Genomic DNA, 24,493 nt, shown 5'->3' with positions numbered 1-24,493 from the left:
AAAAAATGGGAAATGCAAGAGGTTTTTTAGACTTTAAAAGAATGGATTTTAAAAAAATTGCTCCTAAGGAAAGGGTTTTAAATTTCAAAGAATTTACTATACCTTTGGATAAAAAAGAACAAGAAATTCAAGGTGGACGATGTATGGATTGTGGGGTAGCCTTTTGTCATACGGGTGTGATGAGCGAAGGAAAAGATGTAGGCTGTCCTTTAAACAATCTCATTCCTGAATGGAACGATCTTATTTATCGTTCTTTATGGGAAGAAGCTTATGAAAGACTTGATCTTACCAATCCTTTTCCTGAATTTACCGGTCGTGTTTGCCCTGCTCCTTGTGAGGATTCTTGTGTGTGTGCGATAAATGGTGTTAGTGTGAGCATAAAAAATAATGAATTATCCATCATAGAAAATGCTTTTAAGGAAAATTTAGTAAGAGTAAATAAACCTAAGCAATACAATGGCAAAAAAATCGCTATCATAGGAAGTGGGCCTGCTGGGCTTGCTTGTGCTAATACTTTAAATTCACTAGGTTATAAAGTAAGTGTTTTTGAAAGAAGCGATAAAATAGGCGGACTTTTGATGTATGGCATCCCTGATATGAAGCTTGATAAAAGTATAGTTCAAAGACGGGTGGATTTGCTTAAAAAAAGCGGGATTGAATTTAAAGTGAATGAAAATATAGACAGCAAAGATAAGGTTTCAAAACTTCTAAAAGAATTTGATGCTTTGGTGCTTTGTACAGGAGCAAGTAAGCCTATAGATCTTGATATAGAAGGTAGAAAGCTAAAAGGGGTTGAATTTGCCCTTGATTTTTTAACACAAAATACTAAAACTTTGTTAAAAACAGGCAAGGGTGCAGATACGGCCAAAGGTAAAAATGTCTTAGTTATAGGAAGTGGGGATACAAGTGTGGATTGTATTGCTGTGGCGACAAGACAAGGGGCTAAATCTATAGTGCGTTTTGAAAGAAGTCCAAAAAGACCTTTGCAAAGAAGCCAAAACAATCCTTGGCCTTTAAAAGCTGACATTTTTACTACTGATTATGGTTTAGAAGAAGCCATTGCTGTATATGGCAAAGATCCTAGGGAATATCAAAAAATGACAAAGAAATTTTTAGGAAAAACTCATGTAGAAGGTGTTGAAGCAAATGATTTAAAACGCGAGTTTAAAGAAGGCAAAGCTATAAATGTTGAAATTCCAAATTCTAAAAAAACTTATAAAGCGGATTTAGTGCTTTTAGCTATGGGTTTTAGCGGGTGCGAAGAAGCTATAGCTAAAAATTTTGGAGTGAAATTAGATGAGAAAAACAACATAAGCACAGAAAATTTCCAAACCACTCATAAAAAAATCTTTGCTTGTGGAGATGCTAGAAAAGGACAATCTTTAGTTGTTTGGGCTATAAAAGATGGTATAGAATGTGCTTTGAGTTTGCATCAAAATTTAGCAAAATAATCATAAAAGTTTAAAACTTTTTCGGTGGAGTTTGCAAATTCCAAATTTAGCTATAAATTCTTTATGAGCTTTTGTGCCATAGGCTTTGTTTTTTTCAAATTCATAACAAGGAAAGTCTTTAGCTAAGAAATTCATCACCCTATCTTTACTAACTTTTGCGAGTATGCTAGCTGCACTTACTTGCAAAATGCTAGCATCGGCTTTGATTTGTGTTTTTATCCCGTTTATACCTAGGTTGGTGTTTCCATCATATAAGAAGTTATTTTCTGTTTTAAAATGCTTTTTTATAAGTTTTAAGCCTTTTTTTAAACAAGTGCTTAAGCCTAGTGCGTCGATTTGTTCTGAAGAAAAAGCAAGTATGAGATAGTTTGAATTTTTGATGATGATTTCATAAAGTTCTTCGCGTTTTTTTTCGCTTAGTTTTTTAGAATCACACAACCCATCAAGTTGTTTGTTCAGTTTGCAAGCTGCCATCATCATAGGACCTGCTAAAGCACCGCGTCCTGCTTCATCAATACCGATTAAATTTATATCAAATTCGTTTAAAAGTTCTTTTGTGTCAAATAAAGTTTTCAAATTTTTCTAAAAAGAAGGGCAAAAATACCCTTTTATTCTATTGTGATATCATTTTTGATTTTTTCAAAAAGCTTATCACCTATGCCTTTAACTTTTTTAAGATCATCAATACTTGTAAAATTTGCTTCTTTGCGGTATTCTAAAATCGCTTTAGCCTTAGCTTCGCCAATACCATTTAAACTTTTTAATTCTTTTAGTGTTGCAGTGTTGATATTTACAGCACCAAAGAGAAAAGCCGTTAAAGCAAAAAATAAAAATAGTAATTTTTTCATTTTCTTATCCTTTTATTAAAAAATAATTATAATATTATCTTAAAAAGGATAAGAATTTCTTAACTTAACCCAAAAATTCGCGTTTAAAATACTCTTTTGGTGCTTTACATAAAGGACAGGCTGCTGGAGCTTTTTTGCCACGATGTATATGTCCGCATACTTCACAAACCCATAATTCTTCTACTTCACTATTAAAAAATTCTTCTTCTTCGAGCATTTTTTTAAGCGCTAGATATTCTCTTTCGTGTTCGATTTCTACTTTACCAATAGCTGTAAATAATCTCGCTATAGCCTTTTTGCCTTCATCTTCAGCGATTTTTGCAAAATTTGGATACATAGTTGTGTGCTCATAGTTTTCACCTTCTGCAGCAGTTACTAGGTTTTTTGTAGTTACTTCTAAAGGTTTGCCATCAATGATTTCATGATAAGCTTTAAATTCTGCTCTTGCATGCCATTTTTCATTTTCAGCCGCTTCTCTAAAATGTCTAGCAACCGCATGCCAACCTTCTTCTTCAGCTACATCAGCAAATAAATCGTATTTGTTTCTTGCCATAGATTCGCCTGCAAAAGCTTTCATTAAATTTACTGCAGTTAAATCTGTAGTGATACATTTCATTTCTTCACCACAACAACTAAGCTTACCGCCACCTACATTTTGAACTTCTACTTCATTGCCACATTTTTGGCATTTATAGGTTTCATATTGTCTCATTTTGACTCCTTTTTTGATTATCAAAAAGTATTGTATTATAAAAAAATATTTTTGTCAATTAATAATTTTTATCATTTATGAAAATGTATATCAAAATAAATTTCACAAAAATTAAGTTTTGCTAAATATAATTTTAAAAAATTATTATCAGGAGTTACAATGAGAAGCGATGCGATAAAAAAAGGACATTTAAGAGCACCTAATCGTTCTTTACTTCGTGCTTGTGGTTTGAAAGATGAAGATTTTGACAAACCTTTTATAGGTGTAGCAAATAGCTATATAGATATAATCCCAGGGCATTATTTTTTAAATGATTATGCTAAAATCATTAAAGATGAGATACGCAAAAATGGTTGCGTACCTTTTGAGTTTAATACCATAGGCGTAGATGATGGTATAGCTATGGGACATGAAGGTATGCTTTATTCTTTACCAAGTCGTGAACTTATCGCAAATTCTATTGAAACAGTGATGAATGCTCATCAACTTGATGCTTTAATCTGTATTCCAAACTGCGATAAAATTACTCCTGGTATGTTAATGGGAGCTTTAAGGGTCAATGTTCCAACCATTTTTGTAAGTGGTGGGCCTATGGCTTCAGGAGTAACCAAAAAAGGAGAAAAGATCAGCCTTAGCTCTGTTTTTGAAGCTGTAGGGGCTTATGAATCCAAAAAAATTAGTGAAGAAGAATTTAAAGATATAGAATGTTCAGCCTGTCCAAGTGGTGGATCTTGTTCGGGAATGTTTACAGCAAATTCTATGAATACCTTATGCGAAGCTATGGGTATAGCACTAGAAGGCAATGGAACCATTTTAGCTTTAAGTAAAGAAAGAGAAGAGCTTTTAAGAAAAGCAGCGCGTCGTATTTGTGAAATCGCCCTAGATGAACGTTTTAAAATTCGTAATATCATCACTCAAAAAGCTGTGCGTAATGCTATGGTAGTAGATATGGCAATGGGTGGAAGTAGCAATACAGTTTTACACATGCTTGCCATTTCGCGTGAAGCAGGGGTAGCACTAGACATTAAAGATTTAAATTTCATCTCAAGCAAAGTTGCACACATAGCAAAAATAGCCCCATCGCTAAATAGTGTTTATATGGATGATATCCACAAAGCAGGCGGTGTGAGTGCAGTTATGGCTGAAATTTCAAGCAGACAAGGACATATTTTAGAACTTGATGCACTGACCATTACAGGAGAAAGTCTCAAAGAACGCTTAAAAAATGCCAAAATCAAAGATGAAAATATCATTCGTAAAGTAGATAATGCTTACTCAAAAGTAGGTGGGCTTGCCATTTTGTTTGGAAATTTAGCCGAGCAAGGTTGCGTTATAAAAACCGCAGGAATAATCGGAGAAAGAAAATTTAAAGGCAAAGCTGTTTGTTTTAACTCTCAAGATGAAGCTATAAAAGGCATTATCAAAGGCAAGGTGCAAAAAGGAAATGTTTGTGTAATACGCTATGAAGGTCCAAAAGGGGGTCCTGGTATGCAAGAAATGTTAAGTCCTACTTCACTTTTAATGGGTATGGGTTTAGGTGCTGATGTAGCTTTAATCACCGATGGTCGTTTTAGTGGGGCTACAAGGGGTTTAAGCGTCGGTCATATTTCCCCTGAAGCAGCTGAAGGTGGTCTTATAGGACTTTTAAAAGATGGAGATGAAATAGAAATTGATGTGGATGCTTATACTATCCATGCAAATGTAAGTGAAGAAGAAATTGCTAAACGTAAAAAAGAATTTGCATTGCCTCAAAAAGAGGTGTCTTCAAGATGGCTTAGAATGTATCAAAAACTTGTTAGCAATGCTAGTAAAGGTGCGGTTTTAGATATGGAATGAAAGGTTTCCTTTCATTCTTCTATTTCTTTGGTTATACGATTTCTTATATCTCTACGAACTATTTCCATGCCCCACAGCCAAACAATATGGCCAAAAATTTCAGACAGGTGTTCATCAAAAGGAATTTCAGAAAGTGGTGGAACTTCTGCAATTAAAGGCATTACAATAACATGGGCAAAAAGATAAACAAAAAATCCAAAAACTGCACCTTGCCACATAGTAATACGGTGCCATTTTTCCGCTATCATACAATAAGCCACTCCAAAAATAATAGAAAAACCGACATGTACTATAAAAATTGACAAAGGCATTTGCATACCTGAAAACATATAAGTCCAATCAGTAGGTAAGCCTAGTTGTTCTAGAAAAATTTTAGGTGGAGTAACACGTTCTAAAGCATCTGCTGGCCAAAAAACATTGGGATTTCTTGGAGGAAAAGGTACTTCCCAACCCCATTTAACAATAGCTCCGAAAATACCCGCTAATATACCTATAAAAAAGGCTAAAGTATAGCGCTTTTGAAAGTATTTTTTCATAATAACTCCTTTGTGTTTTATACAAAATAAAATTTGAATTTATAATATTTTTATTTAAAACATATTGAAAATAGGAGTATAAAAATCTTATTTAAATTTTAAAATATTCTCTTAAACTTTCGCAAATTTCAAAAAAATTCACCCCATCTATGGTAGGATTTTCTTTAAAAAACTCATGCATTCCTAAAAAACCACTTTCAAGTTCTTTAGACTTTACACCATAACTTATACTAAGTCCTGCTTCTATATAAGCAGCAATTTTATCGCAGTATTTAAGCGCCTTACCATCTATAGCGCCAAATTCATTTTCATTAAAAGAGCTTAAACTTCCGCTGCAAAGCTCGATTTTAGCATTTTTATAAGTGCGATTTTCAAACTCATTTTTTACAAAATTTGACTCACCGTTTCTACCTTCTCTAATGCCTAAAATATAAGAAAACTCAGCCCTTAAACCCTCAGGTACAAAGGGTAAAATTCTTTCATTAATAAGTTTCATTTCATAATCATTTATGATATCATGAAGTCCATCAATGCCGTATTTTACAGGGCTGATAATATCACGTGTTAAAGACTCTGGCAAATCATGAAACAAAGCACAATAAAAATTATTCTCAAGTCTTTTATCACAAGCCTTGATTTTTAGTGAGTAAAAATATCCTAAAATCGCCACCACAAGCATATGTCCTAAAACCGCGGTTTCTGGTATGCGTGGAGTTTGAGCCCAACGTTTTTGAAAGCGAAGTCTTCCGCTAAGATCAATAATTTTGGCTATTTTTTGATTTAAAGCGATTTTTCTAGCTCCTATAAGCTCATAGTAATCTTCTAATTCTTCTTCAACTTTGTTTTTAATCTCATCAATATCATTTAAAAAAGCTGAGGTTTGATAAACTATGTTAAATTCCCATCTTGTAGCAAAATATGAAGCTGCTTTTAAGATAAGTCTTTCTTTAGCATAAGCATTACCGTTTAAATACGCTTCAAAACGCTTTAGAAATTCCCCATCTTCTATATCTTCTATCATAGGTTCGATTTTGCTTAAAACCCAAGCATTAACTTCAGCTTTTTTTTGACGCACGATTTCATGATACACATCAGGGCGTATATCAGTTACCACAACACGACTTAAAAACTCAAAAATTCCCCCTTCTATAATCACTCTCATATCCACATCTTTTTCCATTTTAGCGATAAAATATGCGATGATGAATTTATGAGCTTGTTTGTCAAGTTCAACCAAATTTGCCATTCTTGGATAATCATTCCAACGACTGATAGAAGCGGCTTTAAAAATGTGTTCTATGAGTTTTATGTTTATCATGCTTTTGCCTTTTTGCAATTTAAATTTAAAAATTTTCGTTAAAATTGTGAAATTATAGCAAATTTAAGGATAAAAATGAGTAAAAAAGCACTTTGTATCATAAGTGGCGGTATGGATAGTACTTTGTGTGCTTATCTGGCCAAAAAAGAAGGTTATGAAATCATCGCTTTGCATTTTGACTATGAACAACGCACTCAAGAAAAAGAAAAAGAATGTTTTAAGCAAATTTGCAAGGCTTTAAAAGTAGAAAAATCTTATATTTTAGATGTGAGTTTTATCAAAGATATAGGGGGCAATGCCTTAACCGATAAAAGTATAGACATCCCTAAAAATGAGCTTTGTACAAGCGATACTCCACCTATCACTTATGTGCCTTTTCGCAATGGAATTTTCTTAAGTATAGCAGGATCTTTGGCTGAAAAGGAAAATTGTGAGAGTATTTTTATAGGGGTGGTAGAAGAAGATGGCAGTGGTTATCCTGACTGTACTGATGAGTTTATACAAAAGGCACAAGAATTTATCAATGAAGGTACGAGTAAGAATTTCAAAGTTTGTATAAAAACTCCGCTTGTTAGACTAAACAAAGCTAAAATTGTAGAACTAGCCTTAAAAGAAAATGTACCTTTAGAACTTACTTGGTCTTGTTATGAGAGTGAAGATGAAGCTTGTGGGGAGTGCGATAGTTGTTTGCTTCGTTTAAGAGGTTTTGAAAAAGCAGGATTTAAAGATAAGATTAAATATAAGTCCTAGTTTTCACTAGGACTTAAAGCTTAATTTAAAGTATAAAGCTTGTTTGCTCCATCTTGATAAGAAAGAATATTGATTTTTCCATCTTTAAAGAAAATGCTTCTAGCATTAGTGATAGAGCTTGGGAAAGCGATAGTTTTCACTACTTCTTCTTTGACTGGATCAATTACGGCAATCACATTGTGATTTTTGCTAAGTGCATAAATTTCCCCATCTTTAAAAGTCATAGAAGTTACATAAAGATCGCCTAAAGTTTTACCTTCTTTAAGATTTGCTTTTGGAGTAAATTCTCCTGAAAGAACACGATCTTTTAAAGAAACTTTAGAGATTACAAAAGTTTTAGCGTCTTTGTTGTTTGGAACAGTTGCAAGATAAAGATAATTTCCATCTGTGCTCATGCTTGCTACATGGTTAAATTTCGCTCTTACAGTATCAAGTCTTCCGCGACCTAAACTTTCGCCTTGACCTTTAAATTTATCATTGCCTTTTACAAAGTCAGCGTATTGTTTAGCGATATCTTCTTCACTTGCATTAGGATTTTTTGCAAATCTTAAGAAAGATTTGTTTGAGCCCATAAGAATGAATTTATCGTTCATATAAGGTATGATACCGATGATTGGATCGATAGAAGCTGAAAAATAAGGATCAAGTTCAAAACCTTCTTTAACGCTAAAATTATTATCTAAGAAAGCTACATCCCATTTAGAACTTGCTACAAATTCGTTATTGATATAATCAAGAGTATTGATGGCTTTGTCAAAATTTATGGTTTGTTCATTTGTGATTTTAAGCTCATCATTGATTTTTGCAAATGGAGCATTGTTGATATCATTATCAAATTTTATGCCAAGTTTTTCACTTGCAGGTGCAAAAGCATAATCAGGAGCTTTAACATCGCGTTTTCCTAAGAAAGAAATATTTTGCCATAAACCATTCCAACCTTCTTTACTCCAAATGATGTATTTTGGATTTAAACTAAATCTTACAGGATCGCCTTGTCCTACATAAGGAGGAATACCTGTGCTAACAAAGGCTTGGAAAACATTTGATGCTACGATGATAGCACTGATTAAAACTGCTGCAAAGCTAAATTTAGTATATTTTCTAAACTTTTCTCCATTTAGTTCAGCTTCAAAAGCATTAAATTTAGGAGCAAAAGCAAAAATCACACCTAAGAGCAATACAACAGCCCAAAATACTACTTCAGCCCAAAAATAAGTATGGATACCAAAAACTGCTAAACCAAAACCTTGATCTAAATCTCTATGAGCGTGATTACCATAGTGAGCAAAAGATTGATAAAGCCCTACTGCTGTCATGATTAAAAGAGCAGCAAGGTATTTACCTTTCATACCATAACGAACAATGAAAAGCGCCATTACACCGATAAAGATCATTGCTTCTCTTTGTCCCCAGCAAAGCGTGCAAGGACTATCGCCCAACATATAACCAAATATCAAATTTGCAATACCTACAGGCAAGAGTATAATCAAAAAGCCTGCTAAACACATTAGTGTGTAGAAATTTTTTGTTTTATTGATTTCGTTCATTTAGCCCTTCCTTACAGATTCATTATTGTTAATAGTGCGCCTGTTTTGTGGCCAACATAGAAAAAAACCATTAAAAGCCAAGCTACCATTACCAAACCAAAAGCCAAATTTTCTTTTTCTGGTTTTTTGATAATCAGTATCAAGGCGATTAAAACTAATAAAAGTTCAAGAAACTCCATAGTATCTCCTTTGAAATAAAAACTGCTAATTTTACTTGAAAAACATAAATTAAAAATAAAATTTTTATTGAAATTTCACGTTAAGTTAAATTAACGTGAAAAAAGTTACTGAAAGCTACTTAATTTTTCGGAGAGTTTAGAGGCACCATTTAGAACATTTTGAGAGATATTATTGATTTCACATGATAAATCTTTAACAGAATTTGCAAGTTCGTTAACTTTATCTATATTTGTTCCTAAGATAAGCATTTTATCTTTTACTTCCATGCTTTTATCTTTCATGGTTTGGGTTGATTCTATAGAGCTTTCCAATTTATGCATAGAATTTACAAGTTCTTGTTGTAAATCATTGGTTTTTGAAGAGGTTTCTTTCATAGAATCATGGATAAGATCCATTAAGGCTTTGTTGTCATTGATTTGTTGGACTATAGTATTAACAGTAGCATTGATGTTTAAAAGAGATTTACTTGTTTTATCAGCAAGCTGTCCAACTTCATCGGCTACAACAGCAAATCCACGCCCATGTTCGCCTGCTCTTGCAGCTTCAATAGCTGCATTTAGGGCAAGTAAATTAGTTTGATCAGCTATGTCTTTAATGGAGTTTGTGATTTCTATAATATTATCCGCACTTTGGGTTAGATTGTCCATATTGGCTACTATATTTTGTTCTTTTTCATTGTTTTCATTTATTAAATTTACAAGTTCAGATAGAGTAAGTTCTACTTTATCCATTAGTATGTGCATATCTTGCATATTTTCTATACTTTCTTGTGCTAAATTTCCCGCAAGATTGATATGATCATCTAAAACATGAGTGATTTCTTTAACTCCTTGAATTTGTTCATGTTGCGAATTAGAGCTGTTTTCAAGCATCATAGAGTTGTTTTTGAGTTTTTGTGAATTTTGATGACTTGATTTAGCATTTTCTATGGCTTCTATGATTGAGTTTTGAACGGTGGAAATAAATGAATTAATATATTGAGCACTTTGTCCAAGCTCACTTTTTGGATCTATATTTAAACGAGAGTGTAGATTGGCTTCTTTGCTAGCTAAATTAGCGCTTAGTTTTTCTAAAGTATGAATTGGCATGATGACTTTTTTTAGTGTTAATAAAATAAAAAATACAAATAATACAAGAGTAATTCCAAATACTGCTAAAGCGATATAAAATTTAAATAAATTAGATTGTTCTATAGTATTTTGGGTAAAAGTGTTAAGTTGTTTTAACTCTTTCATGAGAGAATTATTCTCATAAATAGAAGAATTATCTTGCATAATAGAAATTTGCTTTACAATCATGTTATAGTGTTTTAAAAAAAGTTGTAAATTTTCACTTTTTGTATCATTTTTGATTTCTTTCATAAGATTGTTGAGTTGATTTAGTGTTGTTTTTTGTAAAATATTTTCAGTTGAAAGAACGCTTAACATAGAACTCATTGTTTTATAGTTGTTTTTATTTGTTTCATGGTTTTGTTCCAATTCTTCAAAATAATTTTTAGCTAGTTCAAATAAATAAAGTTTTGAATTTACTGCTATGGAATTTGCGGATTTAAAATAATTAAGCTGGATTAATTTGGCATTAAAAATTTCTTCTGCTTTGTTTATGTCAATCCCAAAAGTTTTAAGTTTTGTAAAGTTTTCTTGCATTTTTTTTATTGCTTGAACACTTGGATCGTAGTTGATAAAATTAAAACTATTTTGAAAAACAGAATTGATTTTTTCATCTGAAATTTCTAGTTGTTGAACTATGTTTATCAATTCTTTATTATCTTTAGATGAAGAATAGTTATTAAAAATAATACCTAATAAAACAAGAATGAAAGCTAAAACTAGTGTAGATAAAATAATAAATTTTATCAAAAATGAACTTTTTTTATTTGTCATGATATTCTCCTGTTAAGCTTTCTAAGAATGCAACTATATTGTCAACTGTTTCTTGATCTAAAAATTTTCCTAGTTGATAGTAAGCCATAAACTGAACACAAGCATCTAAAGTAGGTATAGATCCATCATGAAAATAAGGTGCGGTTTTGGCTATATTTCTAAGACTAGGAACTTTAAATACCATTTTATCAGCTTCTCTTTTTGTGATTTCATAGCGCCCTAAATCTTCTTGGTTTGGGTATTCTTCAAAAATACCGATTTTTTGAAACATATTCCCACCTATATTTTGACCTTGATGACAAGAGATGCAGCCATTAGCTTTAAAATCTTCGTAACCTTTTTTAGCTTGAGCTGAAATAGCATTTTGATCCCCGCTAAGATAGCGATCAAAAGGAGAATTTGGAGTGATCAAGGTTTTTTCAAATTCGGCGATTGCAAGAGCTATGTTTTCTACCGTAACTTCTCCATAAAGTTTTTTAAAAGTTTTTACATAATTTTCATTTGAATTAACTTTTTGTAAAAGAAGTTCAGGACTTAGCCCCATTTCTTTAGGATTGAAAAAAGGTACTGTAGCTTGTTCTGCTAAATCTTTAGCTCTACCATTCCAAAATTGCACAAAATTAAATACAGAATTAAAGGTTGTAGGAGTGTTAAAGGGTTTATCGAGTTGATTATCAACTCCTATTGAAAATTCAAGTCCATCAACGCCGTGTTGATCAAGCCTATGGCAAGTATTGCACGAAACTTTTCCATCTTTGGATAAACTTTTATCCATATAAAGACTTTTTCCAAGTTTAGCTTTTTCTTTATCATAAGAGATGGAATTTGGAATAGGGGTTATCATATCTACTGCAAAGACTATATTTGCATAAGATAAACATAAAATCATTATTATTTTTTTCATGGTAAATTTCTGCCTTAATTTAAGTTTTTAAAATGCCATTATAGTGTAATTTAGTAAATTGTTTAATAATTGATATTTTTTATTTTATTGCAAAGTTCTCCTAAATTTTCTATGACGCAACGTACTTTATCTCCTGATTTTAAAAAAGTAGGTGGATTTAACCCCATACCTACTCCACTAGGAGTTCCCATAGATATAATACTTCCAGCTTTTAAAAGCATGCCTGCGCTAAGTTCTTCTAAGACATAAGCAATATCAAAAATAAACAATTGAGTGTTAGAGTTTTGGCGTAGTTCATCATTGACATAGCTTTGAAGTTGGAGTTTAGGAGGATAAGAAATTTCATCTACGCTTGTGATATAAGGTCCCATTATAGTGCTACCTTCAAGACTTTTTGCTCGGTAGAATTGTTTGTGGCGTTTTTGAAGTTCGCGAGCTGAAATTTCATTGATAATAGTATAGCCAAAGATATAATCTTTTGCATCTTTAGCTTTGATTTTATAAGCATCTTTACTTAAAATAAATGCAAGCTCACATTCATAATCAAGCTGAGAAGTTACATCTGCATGTAAAGGTATATCGCCAAAAGGTGCCGTAGCTTGATTGCAGCGTTTTCCAAAATATACAGGATATTCTCTTTCTTCAAATTTTTCACCCTTAAATTTGGCAGATTCTTTGGCATGATCTAAAAAATTAATCCCAAGACATATAATATCTTGGCGAGGTTCTATAATAGGGGCTAGATAATTTTCTTTTGGAATTTCATAGGCTATTTTAGAATCCAAGTCTGTAAGCTTGTGTTTAAATTTATCAAAATAGATAATAAATTCATTCATATCGTTAGTTTCAATGCCAAGATCAGTAAAACTTACAATTTTTCCACTAGAATTTAGTACTCCTAGATTGTTTTTTTGACCCTGTATAAAATTAACAAATTTCATTGGAAAATCTCGCTTTTTTATTTAATTATACTTAAAGTTTTAGCAAGAATTATTTTTTTGTTTTAAAATTTGGTAAAAAAGTGATTGATTGTAGCGTAGTGAAACATCATTTTATTTTATGGAATTGTTGAAAATTTCTTTTATGTTTATTTTTGAGTTGATATCAAAATTTTGATTTTTATATTGAAATTTCAAACGATAAGAATGCAAACACAAACGCAAGGCACCTGTAAGTTTTAAGCGTTCTTTAGGATTTAATTTTTCATCTAAAATACTTTCGATTTGTTGTTTGCTAAGCCCATAAAGTGGATCGCCTAAAATGGTATGATTTTTATAGTGTAAATGCACTCTTATTTGATGTTGTCTGCCTGTTAAGGGTTTACAAAGTAAAAGAGTAGCGTTGATTTTAGGAAAGTATTCTAAAATTTCAAATTCAGTGATAGCTTGTTTTCCTTCTTTGCAAATTTGCATTCTTGTTTTTACATCATCGTAGTTTTTAGTTAAATTTATAGCTTTATCAACTATAAAATTTTCTTCTATTTTTCCATGAGCTAGAGCAAGGTATTCTTTTTGAACTAGTTTTTTTTCAAACAAGCTTTTAAGATCAATTTGAGCTTTTTTATTTTTGGCTATAAGTATAAGTCCGCTCGTTTCTTTATCGATCCTGTGTGCTACGCAAGCTTCTTTTCCCCAAAGATGCCAAATTTCATCACTAAGACTGTATTTGCAATGTCTACCATTTGGATGGCTTAAGATCCCACTTTCTTTTTCAAGTATGGCAAAGTCTTCATTTTCAAAGACAATTTCTACTCCTTTGGGATTGTTTTCATAGACTATAAGCTCTACTAAACCATTTAAAATTTTATTCTTTTCTTCTACTAAAATTCCATCACAAAAAAGTCTTTTTTTGTCTATGAGTTTTTGTGCTTCATTTATGCTAATTTTTAAATTTTCCATAAGGACTTGAAACGCCTTTTTTCCATTGTTTGAGAGTTTTATTTTTATGTAGGCCATTTAATAACTTTCTTAGGATAATTTGATATAATTTCTGTTTTTTAAAATATAAAATTATAGCTAAAAAGGTTTCAAAGATGGTTGAAAGATATAGCAGAGAAATCATGGCTAAAAAATGGGACATGCAAGCAAAATACGATGCGTGGTTAAAAGTAGAATTAGCCGCTGTAAAAGCTTGGAATAAACTCGGTCTCATTGATGACACAGACTGCGAAAAAATTCTTAAAAATGCAAAATTTGATATTGCAAGAATAGACGAAATAGAAAAAACCACAAAACATGATGTTATAGCTTTTCTTACAAGTGTAAGTGAAAGTTTGGGAGAAGAGAGTCGTTTTGTGCATTATGCAATGACAAGTTCTGATTGTATAGATACAGCTGTTGCTTTACAGATAAAAGAGAGTTTGGAGCTTATTTTAGAAGATGTTTCTTTGCTTTTAGAAGCGATCAAAAAGCGTGCTTTGGAGCATAAAAACACCTTAATGGTAGGAAGAAGTCATGGAATTCATGGAGAACCTATTACTTTTGGTTTGGTGTTAGCTATTTGGTATGATGAAATTTCGCATGCAAAAGAGCTTTTAGAACATGCAAAAGAAGTGATAAGCTATGGAAAAATCAGCGGTGCAATGGGAAATTTTGCTCATGCTCCTTTAGAATTTGAAGAAGAAGTTTGTAAAAATTTAGGTCTTAAGGCCGCTCCTGTTTCAAATCAAGTGATCCAAAGAGATCGTTATGCTCAGGTTATTTCCGCTATTGCGATTTTAGCTTCAAGTTGTGAGCAAATCGCTGTAGCCATAAGACATTTTCAAAGAACTGAAGTTTATGAGGCTGAGGAGTATTTTAGTGTAGGACAAAAAGGAAGTTCAGCTATGCCACATAAAAGAAATCCTGTTTTAAGTGAAAATATCACAGGACTTTGTCGTGTGCTTAGATCTTTTGTAACTCCAGCTTTGGAAAATGTTGCACTTTGGCATGAAAGAGATATATCTCATTCTAGTGTTGAAAGATTTATTTTGCCTGATGCTTTTATCACGGCTGATTTTATGCTTATGCGTCTTACAAATTTGATTGATAAGCTTTTGGTTTATCCTGAAAATATGATGAAAAATTTAAATCTTACAGGCGGGCTTGTATTTTCAGGGAGGGTGCTTTTAGAACTTCCATTTAAAGGCATTAGCCGTGAAGAAGCTTATAAAATAGTTCAAAGAAACGCTATGAAAGTTTGGGCAGATTTGCAAAATGGCAAGGCTGCTATCAATGAAAAAAATGAAAGTTTGTTTTTGTTAGCGCTTTTAAGCGATGAAGATTTAAGAAAAAGTTTGAGCGAAGAGGATGTAAGAAAATGTTTCGATTATAACTACTATACAAAAAATGTTGATGCAATTTTTAAAAGAACATTTAAATAAAAAGCAAGGAAGGCAATGAAAGTTATTAAAAGAAATGGTCGTACAGAAGAATTGGATGTTTCTAAGATCAAAAAATGCACCTCTGATGCTGTAAAAGATTTAGAAGGTGTGAATTTAAGCGAACTTGAACTTGATGCAAAGATTCAATTTCGTGATGGAATTTCAACTGAAGAGATTCAAAAAACTTTAATTAAAACTGCAGTAGATAAGATAGATATTGATTGTCCAAATTGGACCTTTGTTGCAGCTAGACTTTTTTTATTTGATTTATATAAAAAAGTTAATGGTATGAATCGCTATAATCATTTGCGTGAGTATTTTCAAAAGGGTGAAAAAGAAGGAAGAATTTTACTTGGTCTTAAAGAAAAATATGATTTAGATGATTTAAATGCTTATATTAAACCTGAACGCGATATGCAATTTACTTATCTTGGTATTAAAACTTTATATGATAGATACTTGATTAAAGATAGTAAAGGTATGCCTATAGAACTTCCTCAACAAATGTTTATGGCCATTGCGATGTTTTTAGCGCAGAATGAATTTAATCCTCAAGAATGGGCGAAGAAATTTTACGATCTTATTTCTAAATTTGAACTCATGCTTGCAACTCCGACTTTATCTAATGCAAGAACAACGCGCCATCAGCTTAGTTCTTGTTATATAGGATCAACCCCTGATAATATTGAAGGTATTTTTGATTCTTACCAAGAAATGGCTTTGCTTTCTAAATTTGGTGGTGGTATAGGTTGGGATTGGTCTAAAGTGCGTGCTATGGGTGGAAGCATAGATGGGCATAAAAATGCCGCAGGAGGGATTATACCTTTCTTGAAAATTACTAATGATATTGCTGTGGCAGTAGATCAACTAGGAACCAGAAAAGGAGCTATAGCCGTTTATATAGAACCTTGGCACATGGATATAAGTGATTTTATCGATTTGCGTAAAAATTCAGGTGAAGAAAGACGCCGTGCTCATGAACTTTTCCCTGCTTTATGGATCAATGATCTTTTTATGAAGAGAGTAAGAGCTAATGATAAATGGACTCTTTTTGATCCTGCAGATACAGCGGATTTGTGTGATTTATATGGCGAGGCTTTTGAAAAACGCTATGAAGAATATGAAAAAGATGAAAGCATTACCAAAGAAATCGTAGAAGCTAAAGAGCTTTGGAAGAAAATTTTGCTAAATTATTTTGAAACAGGCTTGCCATTTTTATGTTTTAAGGATAGTGCTAATAGAGCAAATCCAAATGCTCATGTAGGAATTATTAGAAGTTCAAATTTATGTACTGAAATTTTTCAAAATACCGAGCCAAATTATTATCAAATTAAAGTAGTTTTTGAAAATGGAGATGAGCTTCATTTTGATGAAGAGCAAAAGGTTGTGATCGATGGGGGATATGAAAAACCAGCCAAAAAAATATCAACTTTAGATAGCATTGATGGTAATAAAGTTTATATAGTGGAAAAATATAAAAATGATGGAAAAACAGCCGTTTGTAATTTAGCAAGTATAAATCTTAGCAAAGTATATACTAAAGAAGATATAGAGCGTGTTGTGCCAACGGCTATTCGTATGCTTGATAATGTAATTGATTTAAATTTTTATCCTCATAGAAAAGTAAAAGATACAAATTTAAAATCTCGCGCCATAGGTCTTGGAGTCATGGGTGAAGCACAAATGCTTGCTGAGGCTAAGATTCATTGGGGAAGCGATGAGCATTTAAATAAAATCGATGAGATTATGGAGCAAATTAGCTTTGAGGCTATTAATGCGAGTTCAAATTTAGCTCTTGAAAAAGGTTCTTATGAAGATTTTGAAGGATCAAATTGGAGTAAGGGGATTTTTCCTATTGATGTAGCAAGTCCTAAGGCTAAAGCTTTAACTTTAAGAGAAGGCTTATTTGATCAAAGTGAATGCGACTGGGTTAAACTTAGAGAAAAAGTTAAAAAAGATGGTATGAGAAATGGTTATTTGATGGCCATTGCACCTACTTCTTCTATTTCTATCTTGGTGGGTACTACGCAGACTATAGAACCTGTTTACAAAAGAAAGTGGTTTGAACAAAATTTAAGTGGTATGATACCTGTAGTTGTGCCAAATTTAAGCCTTGATACTTGGCAATACTATACTCCAGCCTACGAACTGGATCAAAAAATTCTTGTAAAAGCTGCCGCTGTGCGTGGTAAATGGATCGATCAAGGACAAAGTTTAAATATCTTTTTATCATTAGATAAAGCAAGTGGGGGATATTTAAATGAAATTTATCAACTCGCTTGGGAGCTTGGAGTAAAATCTACTTATTATCTAAGAAGTGAAAGCCCTGATAGTGAAAAAGTCAATGTTGCAGATCGCAGCATAGAATGTGAAGGTTGCCAATAAATACTAAAACCCAATGAAAAGCATTGGGTTTTAAAAGATTAAGAGTTGTAAATTTCTTTATCTAGGGCTTTTAGATTTTTTGCAGTACAAAGTGCCGAAGTCATAGCTCCTGAGACATTGCTTGCTGTTCTTGCCATATCTATAATAGGATCTATGGCTAAAATCAAACTTAGCATGACAAAATTATTACCAAATCCAATCCCTGCTAGCATAATAGAAGCTGCCATAGTTGCACTTCCAGGTACCCCAGCTATACCCAAGGATCCAATAACAGCTACCAAAACTATCATTAAAGCAAATGTAAAATCAATATGTGTATGTGTAGCAAAAGCTACAAAAACTGCTGCTAAAGCTGGAAAATATCCCGCACAACCATTAAGTCCTGTTGTTGTACCTATAGATGCTACAAAATTAGCTATAGCTGAATTAACTCCAAATTTATTTTGCAAAGTTGAAGTGGTCATAGGCAAAGCGCCTAAAGAAGATCTTGAGCTAAATGCAAATAACCATACAGGAAAGGCTTTTTTTGCATATTTTATAGGGTTTAACCCTTGTGAAGCAAGAAGTAAAAAATGCACCCCAAACATTATAAACATAGCCATATAAATAAGTATTATAAAAAGTCCAGCTGTTTTGATAGCTTCAAAACCATTGCTTAAAAGCACATTAGCCATCATACAAACTACAGCATAAGGCATAAATCTAATAACTGTAGCAGTCATGTTCATCATAATATTATAAAAGGTTAGGATAAAATTATGAAAACTTTTAAAGGCTTGTTCATACTCTTCTTTTTTAGAAATTTTTTTAGCACTAATTCCTATAAAAAAAGAAAAAATGACAATAGCTATAATATTTTCTTTATTAATAGCTGTAATGATGTTGCTAGGTATTAGCCCTAGTATAATATTTGAAAAAGTTTGAATTTCGCGAATTTGTTTATCTCCTTCATGTATAGCAAAATTACTTCCTAAATCAAAACTATAACCTAAAAATATACCCAAGGTTGCAGCTATGGCTGTGCTAAAGAGTATCCAAAAAAGACTTATTCCAAGCAAGGAAGATATTTTGATATTTTTATCAATTTCTATAATTACTTTTATAATGCAAATGCTTACAAGAGGAACAACCAGCATTTTTATAAAAGCTACAAAAACAGAACTTGCAAATGCAAACCAATGTTTTGTTTCACTATACCAAAGAATATTGCTTGCTTCTTTAGCATCTGGAAAATTTGCCAAATATTGCAAAGCAAAACCAAACCCCAAACCCATTAAAAGCGCAAATAGCATGCGAAGAGAAAAATTGATTTTTATATCCCGCATTTTTTTTAATGCGTAAAAAACAACACAAAGTATAGCAAGAGTAGCTATAGTATGAGCTTGTGAAAGCATTAGAAAATCTTGAAAAAATTGTTTATCCATAAAAAGTCCTTATAAGAAACTATAATCAAGCACAAGGTATATGAAAATATACTTGCATAAAGCTTGATTTTATAAATGGTAGCATAAAAATATTTTAAATAAGATAAAATTAGTATGATTTATTCTATATCTTTATGTAGGCAATGTTCAAATATAAATTTGTGTTCTTGTGGTAAGGCTTCAAATAAAGCATTTGCTAAATTTCTAATCTCCCAAAGAGCTGATTTTGAACTACGCAAAGATATAAAATTTTGTAAACTTCTTGCATTAATCGTTAGTGTAAGTTCGGTTTTATAGCTTTCTGGTAAGCAGTATTTGGCTATATCTAGACTAATGCTTTTTTGTAAAATAGTGCGTAAATTTTCTAAGGCTTTAATGCTTGCGTTATCAACCTCTTCATTACCACAAAGCACAAGATAACGGCTTGCATTTTCAAAATCTCCTATTTTAAACTCACCTTCATTGCGAAGTTCTTTTAAGGTATAACGCGTGCTTTTTACACTAGGACTAGTGTGACGGTGTCTTGCAACTTCTTGCAAACAAGCTCTTGAAATCCCTTGTATATAAAAAGTATAGTTTAAATGCTCTAAGGTTGAAGCGTGTTTGAATTTATTGCCCACGCGATCGATAAGTTCTTTATCTTTTTCGCCACCGCAATCGCCTTTTTCAAAGCTTTGCCAACAAGTTCTTGTTGCATGAGAACAAACAGATAATGGAGTGTGAAAAAGTAAAGTGATTTGCATGCTTATTCCTTTTTGATAAAAATATTTTTTGTAATTCTTGCATTTTTTACTTAAAATTCTAATGAAATAAAAAGTTTTATCAAGCTATAATTAGATAAAAAAATAAGGCTTATTATCAATGAAACAAACAAAATATATTTTTGTAACAGGTGGAGTTTTAAGTTCTTTAGGTAAAGGGATAGCCGCAGCAAGTATTGCAACACTTTTAAAAAATTCAGGGCTTAAAGTGAGTATTTTAAAAGCTGATCCTTATATCAATGTTGATCCAGGCACTATGAGTCCTTTTGAGCATGGGGAAGTTTTTGTAACTGATGATGGAGCAGAAACGGATCTTGATTTGGGGCATTATGAGCGTTTTTTGGATGAGAGTTTATCTCAAGATAATAACTTTACTACAGGACGCGTTTATCAAAGTGTGATTGAAAAAGAAAGGCGTGGAGAATATCTTGGCAAAACCATTCAAGTTATCCCTCATATAGTAGGAGAAATCAAAGATCGCATTAAAAAAGCAGGAGAAGGCAAAGATATACTCATCGTTGAAATAGGCGGAACTGTTGGGGATATAGAAGGCTTGCCTTTTTTAGAAGCTATTCGTGCTTTGCGTTTGGAAGTGGGTAAAAATAATGCTATGAATATTCATCTTACTCTAGTACCTTTTATCAAGGCTGCAGGGGAATTAAAAACAAAGCCAACTCAACATAGTGTAGGCGAGTTAAGACGCATAGGCATTAGTCCTGATATGATTATTTGTCGTAGTGAAAAAGCTCTTGATAGGGATTTAAAAGATAAAATTGCTATTTCTTGTGGGGTGGAAAAAAATTGTGTGATAGAAAGTGTTGATGCGGCTAGTATTTATCAAATTCCACTTAATTTTTTAAAGCAAGATATTTTAAGTCCTATTGCTGAAATTTTGGATTTGAAAAATTTAAAACCTAATATGGAAAATTGGGACTCTTTGGTAAAAAGAGTTATAGCTCCAAGCAATGAAGTTAAAATCGCTTTTGTAGGCAAATATGTGGATTTAAAAGAAAGCTATAAAAGCCTTACTGAAGCTATTATACATGCAGGTGCAGCCCTAGATACTAAAGTGGAGTTAAAATGGGTAGATAGTGAAAAACTTGAAAATATGGAAAGTGCTGAAGTATTTAAAGATGTGAGTGGAATTTTAGTTGCGGGGGGATTTGGATATCGTGGTGTAGAAGGTAAGATAAAAGCCATTCAATACGCAAGAGAAAATAAAATTCCTTTTTTAGGAATTTGTTTGGGTATGCAGCTTGCTTTGGTGGAATTTGCTAGAAATGTATTAAAACTTAAAGATGCAAATTCAAGTGAATTTGATGAGAAATGCCAAAATCCTGTGGTTTATTTGATTGATGAATTTATGGATACAAATGGAGAAAAACAAATTCGTACTGCAAAAACTCCTTTAGGCGGAACTATGCGTTTAGGAGCTTATAAATGCGATATTAAGGAAAAATCCCTTTTGGCTAAGGTTTATAATGAAGCAAAAAGTGTAAAAGAACGCCACCGTCACCGTTATGAAGCAAATCCAAAATATAGAGCAGATTTTGAAAAACACGGTTTGATTGTAAGTGGTGAAAGCAAAGGATTGATCGAAGCGGTTGAGCTTAACTGTCATCCTTTTTTCTTGGCTGTGCAGTTTCATCCAGAATTTACATCAAGACTTGAGCATGTTAATCCTGTGATTTGCGGTTTTATCAAGGCAGCTATAAACTATGAAGATAATTAATAAAAATGAAATTAAAAAAATTTTGGCTTCACGCTTTGAAAAAGATTTGCATACCAAACTTTGCGATCTGCCTTTGCCATGCTGTTTAAAGGATGCATATAAAGCAGCTAATCGCATCAAAGAAGCTGTAGAAAAAAATGAGAAAGTCGCCATAGTAGGGGATTATGATGTTGATGGAATCATTTCTTGTGTTATTATGGCAGAATTTTTCGATGATATAGGTTTTGATTATATAGTAAGAATTCCAAATCGTTTTAAAGATGGATATGGATTAAATGCTGAGATTATCAACGAACTTGATGTGAATTTAATAATAACAGTAGATAATGGAATAGCTGCTCTTGAAGCAGCCAAACTCTGTAAAGAAAAAAATATAGATTTGATTATCACTGATCATCATATGCCTCAAGATGTTTTGCCTGATGCTTTTGCCATTATCAATCCAAAGCAAAAAGATTGTGATTTTCCAGAAATTGAAATTTGTGGAGCTCAAGTGGCATGGTATTTGATAGCAGCTTTAAAAGAAGTTTGCAAGCTTAAATACGATATGAGTAAATTTTTAGAACTTTTGGCGATTGCAATTATTGCAGATATGATGGAGCTTAGAGATTTAAATCGTGCTTTAGTAAGGCGTGGTATAGATCATATTAACAAATCTAAAAGAGCTGCTTTTCGGGCTATTAAGCATTATTATCAAAAGGATAAATTTGCTCTTGATAATATAGGATTTTTAATTGCTCCGCTTATAAATAGTGCTGGAAGAATGGATGATGCAAGTATTTCTTATGAATTTTTACACACTAAAGATTTTAATAAAGCTTTAGAATATCTAGAGCAAATTGTTAGTTTTAATGAAAGTCGTAAAGATGAAGAAAAACAGCTTTTTGAAGATAGTTTAAATCAAATCGATGAAAACGATTCTTGTATTGTGGTATCGGGTTTAAATTGGCATGAAGGGGTTTTAGGGATTGTGGCAAGTCGTTTAGCTAAACATTTTAATAAACCTGCTTTTGTATTTTCTCAAAATGAAGAACACTTAAAAGGCAGTGCAAGAAGTGTTGGCAAGATTGATATTTTAGCTTTAATTTCTAAGACAAATACTATATTAAGCAATTATGGTGGTCATAAAGGTGCTGCTGGAATCAGTTTAAACTCTGAAAATTTTGAACAATTTAAAAATAAAATCAAAAAAGAATGTTCGCAAATTTCTGAAAGTGAATTTTTGGACACAGATGAAATTTTAGGAATCTTAGAACCTAGCGAAATTGATTTTGAAATGCTTGAAATTTTAGAATCTTTTGAACCTTTTGGACATAAAAATCCACGACCTTTTTTTGTTTTAGAAAATCTTTGTGTAAAAAATAAAAAACTTCTAGGTAAAGATGAAAAACACTTAAAGCTTATTTTAACCAAGGAAAATAAAACCATAGAAGCTTTATTTTTTAATTTTGATAAAGAGCCAGAATTGAATCAAAATATTTCTTTGCTTGGAAGTATTTCTAAGAATGAATTTAGAGGATTAGTAACTCCACAATTTGTTATTAAAGAAATTTTATAAAATTTATAAAATTTTTATTTATTATTTATTAATATTATATAAGTTTCATTAATGAAACAAATTTTAACAAACAAGGGGAGAATTGTGAAAAAGTTACTATTGTGTGTATTAGTATTTTTATCTATAGGAGCATGTATGGCAGAAGCTAAACCAAAGATTGCTATTTTAGCAACAGGTGGAACGATAGCAGGTTCTATTGATAGTGCTGTTGCCACAACAGGTTATACAGCTGGGGTTGTTGGTGTAGATGTTTTAATCAAAGCGGTTCCACAAATTCAAGATTTAGCTAATATTAGCGGGGAACAAATAGCAAATATCGATAGTTCAAATATGCGTGATGAAATTTGGCTAAAGCTTGCTAAAGAAATCAATAAGCTTTTTGCCGAAGGGGTGGATGGTGTGGTTATAACTCATGGTACTGACACTATGGAAGAAACTGCTTATTTTTTAAATTTAACCATTAAAAGTGATAAGCCTGTAGTTTTAGTTGGCGCTATGCGTCCATCAACTGCTATAAGTGCAGATGGACCAAAAAATCTTTACAATGCTGTAGCATTAGCTGCTGATAAAGAGTCTAAGGGCAAGGGTGTTATGGTAGCTATGAATGATAAAATTTTAAGTGCTAGAGGTGTGGTAAAAACCCATAGTTTAAATGTTGATGCTTTCTCTTCTCCTGATTTTGGGGATTTGGGTTATATAGTAGATGGTAAAGTCTTTTTCTATAATAATGTTATTAAAGCTCATACAAAAAACGCTCCTTTTGATGTAAGCAAACTCACAAGTTTGCCAAAAGTAGATATTCTTTATAGCTATTCAAATGATGGTAGTGGTGTCGCTGCAAAAGCTTTATTTGAACATGGAACTAAGGGCATAGTTGTTGCAGGAAGTGGTGCAGGAAGTATACATGAAGATCAAAAAAATGTTTTAAAAGAGCTTATGAAAAAAGGACTTAATGTTGTTGTAAGTTCAAGGGTTGTAGCAGGTCGTGTTGCTGTGAGTGATTCAGATGAAAAATTAGGTTTTATTAGTGCTGAAGATTTGAATCCTCAAAAAGCAAGAGTTTTACTTATGTTAGCGCTTACAAAAACAAGTGATCCTAAAAAAATTCAAGAGTATTTTTTAAAATATTAAATTTTTTAAATATTTCTAAACTTAGGGAAATTATCTTCCCTAAGTCAAGCCTTTTAATCCTAATAATAGTATATTATATCTTGCATTTTTTATTATCATTAAAATATAACCCCCATTTTTCAACCCACCAAATACTTATATAAATACTTACACAAATATTTATATTATTTAATCCT

General features: G+C 32.1%; 21 protein-coding genes. 8 read left to right on the top strand and 13 right to left on the bottom strand.

Features of this window, described 5'->3' with window-relative positions; genetic code table 11:
• Nucleotides 1-5 precede the first annotated feature (5 nt).
• Entirely contained in the window at nucleotides 6-1,451 is a 1,446-nt protein-coding gene (locus tag ELQ10_RS04665; RefSeq protein WP_002866800.1) for a glutamate synthase subunit beta, read from the top strand.
• Here ELQ10_RS04665 and ELQ10_RS04660 read toward each other — a convergent pair whose 3' ends face one another.
• The 3 genes from ELQ10_RS04660 to ELQ10_RS04650 all read right to left on the bottom strand — a co-directional run bounded on the left by ELQ10_RS04660 (nucleotide 1,452) and on the right by ELQ10_RS04650 (nucleotide 3,011).
• Nucleotides 1,452-2,027, bottom strand: coding sequence for a ribonuclease HII (locus tag ELQ10_RS04660; protein ID WP_002857688.1), 576 nt, complete (start codon nucleotides 2,025-2,027; stop codon nucleotides 1,452-1,454).
• Between the two features lie 32 nt (nucleotides 2,028-2,059).
• Nucleotides 2,060-2,299, bottom strand: a complete 240-nt coding sequence (locus tag ELQ10_RS04655; RefSeq protein WP_002853093.1) for a ComEA family DNA-binding protein — start codon at nucleotides 2,297-2,299, stop codon at nucleotides 2,060-2,062.
• A 64-nt stretch (nucleotides 2,300-2,363) separates the two neighbouring features.
• Nucleotides 2,364-3,011: a ferritin family protein gene (locus tag ELQ10_RS04650; RefSeq protein ID WP_014516877.1), complete on the bottom strand. Its 648-nt coding sequence runs from the start codon at nucleotides 3,009-3,011 to the stop codon at nucleotides 2,364-2,366.
• 159 nt (nucleotides 3,012-3,170) lie between these two features.
• Here ELQ10_RS04650 and ilvD point away from each other — a divergent pair, with 159 nt between their 5' ends.
• On the top strand, nucleotides 3,171-4,847 hold the full coding sequence (gene ilvD, locus ELQ10_RS04645) for a dihydroxy-acid dehydratase (RefSeq protein WP_002857690.1): 1,677 nt from the start codon (nucleotides 3,171-3,173) through the stop codon (nucleotides 4,845-4,847).
• Between the two features lie 11 nt (nucleotides 4,848-4,858).
• Here the strand turns inward: ilvD and ELQ10_RS04640 are convergent, their stop codons facing one another.
• Together ELQ10_RS04640 and ELQ10_RS04635 are read right to left on the bottom strand one after the other, a co-directional pair.
• A complete protein-coding gene (locus ELQ10_RS04640) occupies nucleotides 4,859-5,383 on the bottom strand; it encodes a YagU family protein (protein ID WP_002857701.1) in 525 nt (174 codons plus the stop codon).
• Between the two features lie 91 nt (nucleotides 5,384-5,474).
• On the bottom strand, nucleotides 5,475-6,701 hold the full coding sequence (locus tag ELQ10_RS04635; RefSeq protein ID WP_002853125.1) for an HD domain-containing protein: 1,227 nt from the start codon (nucleotides 6,699-6,701) through the stop codon (nucleotides 5,475-5,477).
• Nucleotides 6,702-6,776: 75 nt separating this feature from the next.
• Here ELQ10_RS04635 and queC point away from each other — a divergent pair, with 75 nt between their 5' ends.
• The gene (gene queC / locus ELQ10_RS04630; protein WP_002779268.1) at nucleotides 6,777-7,451 is read left to right on the top strand and encodes a 7-cyano-7-deazaguanine synthase QueC; all 675 of its coding nucleotides are present in this window, start codon (nucleotides 6,777-6,779) and stop codon (nucleotides 7,449-7,451) included.
• Between the two features lie 20 nt (nucleotides 7,452-7,471).
• Here the strand turns inward: queC and dsbI are convergent, their stop codons facing one another.
• The 6 genes from dsbI to ELQ10_RS04600 all read right to left on the bottom strand — a co-directional run bounded on the left by dsbI (nucleotide 7,472) and on the right by ELQ10_RS04600 (nucleotide 13,920).
• Nucleotides 7,472-8,998, bottom strand: coding sequence for a disulfide bond formation protein DsbI (gene dsbI / locus ELQ10_RS04625; RefSeq protein ID WP_002857705.1), 1,527 nt, complete (start codon nucleotides 8,996-8,998; stop codon nucleotides 7,472-7,474).
• Between the two features lie 11 nt (nucleotides 8,999-9,009).
• Nucleotides 9,010-9,177 carry a disulfide bond formation protein Dba gene (gene dba / locus ELQ10_RS04620; protein ID WP_002779270.1) on the bottom strand — a complete coding sequence of 56 codons (168 nt, stop codon included), beginning with the start codon at nucleotides 9,175-9,177 and terminating at the stop codon, nucleotides 9,010-9,012.
• Nucleotides 9,178-9,282: 105 nt separating this feature from the next.
• Entirely contained in the window at nucleotides 9,283-11,061 is a 1,779-nt protein-coding gene (locus ELQ10_RS04615; protein WP_002865311.1) for a methyl-accepting chemotaxis protein, read from the bottom strand.
• Entirely contained in the window at nucleotides 11,051-11,965 is a 915-nt protein-coding gene (locus ELQ10_RS04610) for a cytochrome-c peroxidase (protein ID WP_002865312.1), read from the bottom strand. The genes ELQ10_RS04615 and ELQ10_RS04610 overlap by 11 nt, the downstream gene beginning before the upstream one ends.
• Nucleotides 11,966-12,027: 62 nt before the next feature.
• A complete protein-coding gene (locus ELQ10_RS04605) occupies nucleotides 12,028-12,906 on the bottom strand; it encodes a fumarylacetoacetate hydrolase family protein (RefSeq protein WP_014516878.1) in 879 nt (292 codons plus the stop codon).
• A gap of 111 nt (nucleotides 12,907-13,017) precedes the next feature.
• Nucleotides 13,018-13,920, bottom strand: coding sequence for an RluA family pseudouridine synthase (locus tag ELQ10_RS04600; protein ID WP_038401995.1), 903 nt, complete (start codon nucleotides 13,918-13,920; stop codon nucleotides 13,018-13,020).
• A 77-nt stretch (nucleotides 13,921-13,997) separates the two neighbouring features.
• Between ELQ10_RS04600 and purB the strand changes: the two genes are divergently transcribed.
• A complete protein-coding gene (gene purB, locus ELQ10_RS04595; protein WP_002865088.1) occupies nucleotides 13,998-15,326 on the top strand; it encodes an adenylosuccinate lyase in 1,329 nt (442 codons plus the stop codon).
• 15 nt (nucleotides 15,327-15,341) lie between these two features.
• Nucleotides 15,342-17,711, top strand: a complete 2,370-nt coding sequence (locus ELQ10_RS04590; protein WP_002888402.1) for a ribonucleoside-diphosphate reductase subunit alpha — start codon at nucleotides 15,342-15,344, stop codon at nucleotides 17,709-17,711.
• 38 nt (nucleotides 17,712-17,749) lie between these two features.
• Here ELQ10_RS04590 and ELQ10_RS04585 read toward each other — a convergent pair whose 3' ends face one another.
• Complete coding sequence (locus tag ELQ10_RS04585; protein ID WP_134250269.1) at nucleotides 17,750-19,135, bottom strand: cation:dicarboxylase symporter family transporter; 1,386 nt, start codon at nucleotides 19,133-19,135, stop codon at nucleotides 17,750-17,752.
• Between the two features lie 119 nt (nucleotides 19,136-19,254).
• Complete coding sequence (thyX, locus tag ELQ10_RS04580) at nucleotides 19,255-19,878, bottom strand: FAD-dependent thymidylate synthase (protein WP_002860160.1); 624 nt, start codon at nucleotides 19,876-19,878, stop codon at nucleotides 19,255-19,257.
• A gap of 118 nt (nucleotides 19,879-19,996) precedes the next feature.
• Between thyX and ELQ10_RS04575 the strand changes: the two genes are divergently transcribed.
• The 3 genes from ELQ10_RS04575 (at nucleotide 19,997) to ELQ10_RS04565 (ending at nucleotide 24,317) form a co-directional block, all read left to right on the top strand.
• The gene (locus ELQ10_RS04575) at nucleotides 19,997-21,628 is read left to right on the top strand and encodes a CTP synthase (RefSeq protein WP_002860871.1); all 1,632 of its coding nucleotides are present in this window, start codon (nucleotides 19,997-19,999) and stop codon (nucleotides 21,626-21,628) included.
• Nucleotides 21,615-23,186 carry a single-stranded-DNA-specific exonuclease RecJ gene (gene recJ, locus ELQ10_RS04570; protein WP_044305655.1) on the top strand — a complete coding sequence of 524 codons (1,572 nt, stop codon included), beginning with the start codon at nucleotides 21,615-21,617 and terminating at the stop codon, nucleotides 23,184-23,186. Before ELQ10_RS04575 ends, recJ begins: the two co-directional genes overlap by 14 nt.
• Before the next feature lie 84 nt (nucleotides 23,187-23,270).
• Nucleotides 23,271-24,317, top strand: a complete 1,047-nt coding sequence (locus ELQ10_RS04565; RefSeq protein ID WP_011812681.1) for a type II asparaginase — start codon at nucleotides 23,271-23,273, stop codon at nucleotides 24,315-24,317.
• Nucleotides 24,318-24,493: the final 176 nt, after the last annotated feature.

It is taken from the genome of Campylobacter sp. US42a (assembly GCF_004379055.1).
Classification (GTDB): Bacteria; Campylobacterota; Campylobacteria; order Campylobacterales; family Campylobacteraceae; genus Campylobacter_D; species Campylobacter_D jejuni.
The sequence above is the reverse complement of the archived record's forward strand: the minus strand, read 5'-3'. Positions and strand labels throughout refer to the sequence as shown.

What these genes read in the sequence shown, in the direction of transcription:
- ELQ10_RS04665 (WP_002866800.1), top strand. Translation starts at nt 6, where the DNA reads ATGGGAAATGCAAGAGGTTTTTTAGACTTTAAAAGAATGGATTTTAAA.
- ELQ10_RS04655 (WP_002853093.1), bottom strand. Translation starts at nt 2,299, where the DNA reads ATGAAAAAATTACTATTTTTATTTTTTGCTTTAACGGCTTTTCTCTTT.
- ELQ10_RS04650 (WP_014516877.1), bottom strand. Translation starts at nt 3,011, where the DNA reads ATGAGACAATATGAAACCTATAAATGCCAAAAATGTGGCAATGAAGTA.
- ilvD (WP_002857690.1), top strand. Translation starts at nt 3,171, where the DNA reads ATGAGAAGCGATGCGATAAAAAAAGGACATTTAAGAGCACCTAATCGT.
- ELQ10_RS04640 (WP_002857701.1), bottom strand. Translation starts at nt 5,383, where the DNA reads ATGAAAAAATACTTTCAAAAGCGCTATACTTTAGCCTTTTTTATAGGT.
- ELQ10_RS04635 (WP_002853125.1), bottom strand. Translation starts at nt 6,701, where the DNA reads ATGATAAACATAAAACTCATAGAACACATTTTTAAAGCCGCTTCTATC.
- queC (WP_002779268.1), top strand. Translation starts at nt 6,777, where the DNA reads ATGAGTAAAAAAGCACTTTGTATCATAAGTGGCGGTATGGATAGTACT.
- dsbI (WP_002857705.1), bottom strand. Translation starts at nt 8,998, where the DNA reads ATGAACGAAATCAATAAAACAAAAAATTTCTACACACTAATGTGTTTA.
- dba (WP_002779270.1), bottom strand. Translation starts at nt 9,177, where the DNA reads ATGGAGTTTCTTGAACTTTTATTAGTTTTAATCGCCTTGATACTGATT.
- ELQ10_RS04615 (WP_002865311.1), bottom strand. Translation starts at nt 11,061, where the DNA reads ATGACAAATAAAAAAAGTTCATTTTTGATAAAATTTATTATTTTATCT.
- ELQ10_RS04610 (WP_002865312.1), bottom strand. Translation starts at nt 11,965, where the DNA reads ATGAAAAAAATAATAATGATTTTATGTTTATCTTATGCAAATATAGTC.
- ELQ10_RS04605 (WP_014516878.1), bottom strand. Translation starts at nt 12,906, where the DNA reads ATGAAATTTGTTAATTTTATACAGGGTCAAAAAAACAATCTAGGAGTA.
- ELQ10_RS04600 (WP_038401995.1), bottom strand. Translation starts at nt 13,920, where the DNA reads ATGGCCTACATAAAAATAAAACTCTCAAACAATGGAAAAAAGGCGTTT.
- purB (WP_002865088.1), top strand. Translation starts at nt 13,998, where the DNA reads ATGGTTGAAAGATATAGCAGAGAAATCATGGCTAAAAAATGGGACATG.
- ELQ10_RS04590 (WP_002888402.1), top strand. Translation starts at nt 15,342, where the DNA reads ATGAAAGTTATTAAAAGAAATGGTCGTACAGAAGAATTGGATGTTTCT.
- ELQ10_RS04585 (WP_134250269.1), bottom strand. Translation starts at nt 19,135, where the DNA reads ATGGATAAACAATTTTTTCAAGATTTTCTAATGCTTTCACAAGCTCAT.
- thyX (WP_002860160.1), bottom strand. Translation starts at nt 19,878, where the DNA reads ATGCAAATCACTTTACTTTTTCACACTCCATTATCTGTTTGTTCTCAT.
- ELQ10_RS04575 (WP_002860871.1), top strand. Translation starts at nt 19,997, where the DNA reads ATGAAACAAACAAAATATATTTTTGTAACAGGTGGAGTTTTAAGTTCT.
- recJ (WP_044305655.1), top strand. Translation starts at nt 21,615, where the DNA reads ATGAAGATAATTAATAAAAATGAAATTAAAAAAATTTTGGCTTCACGC.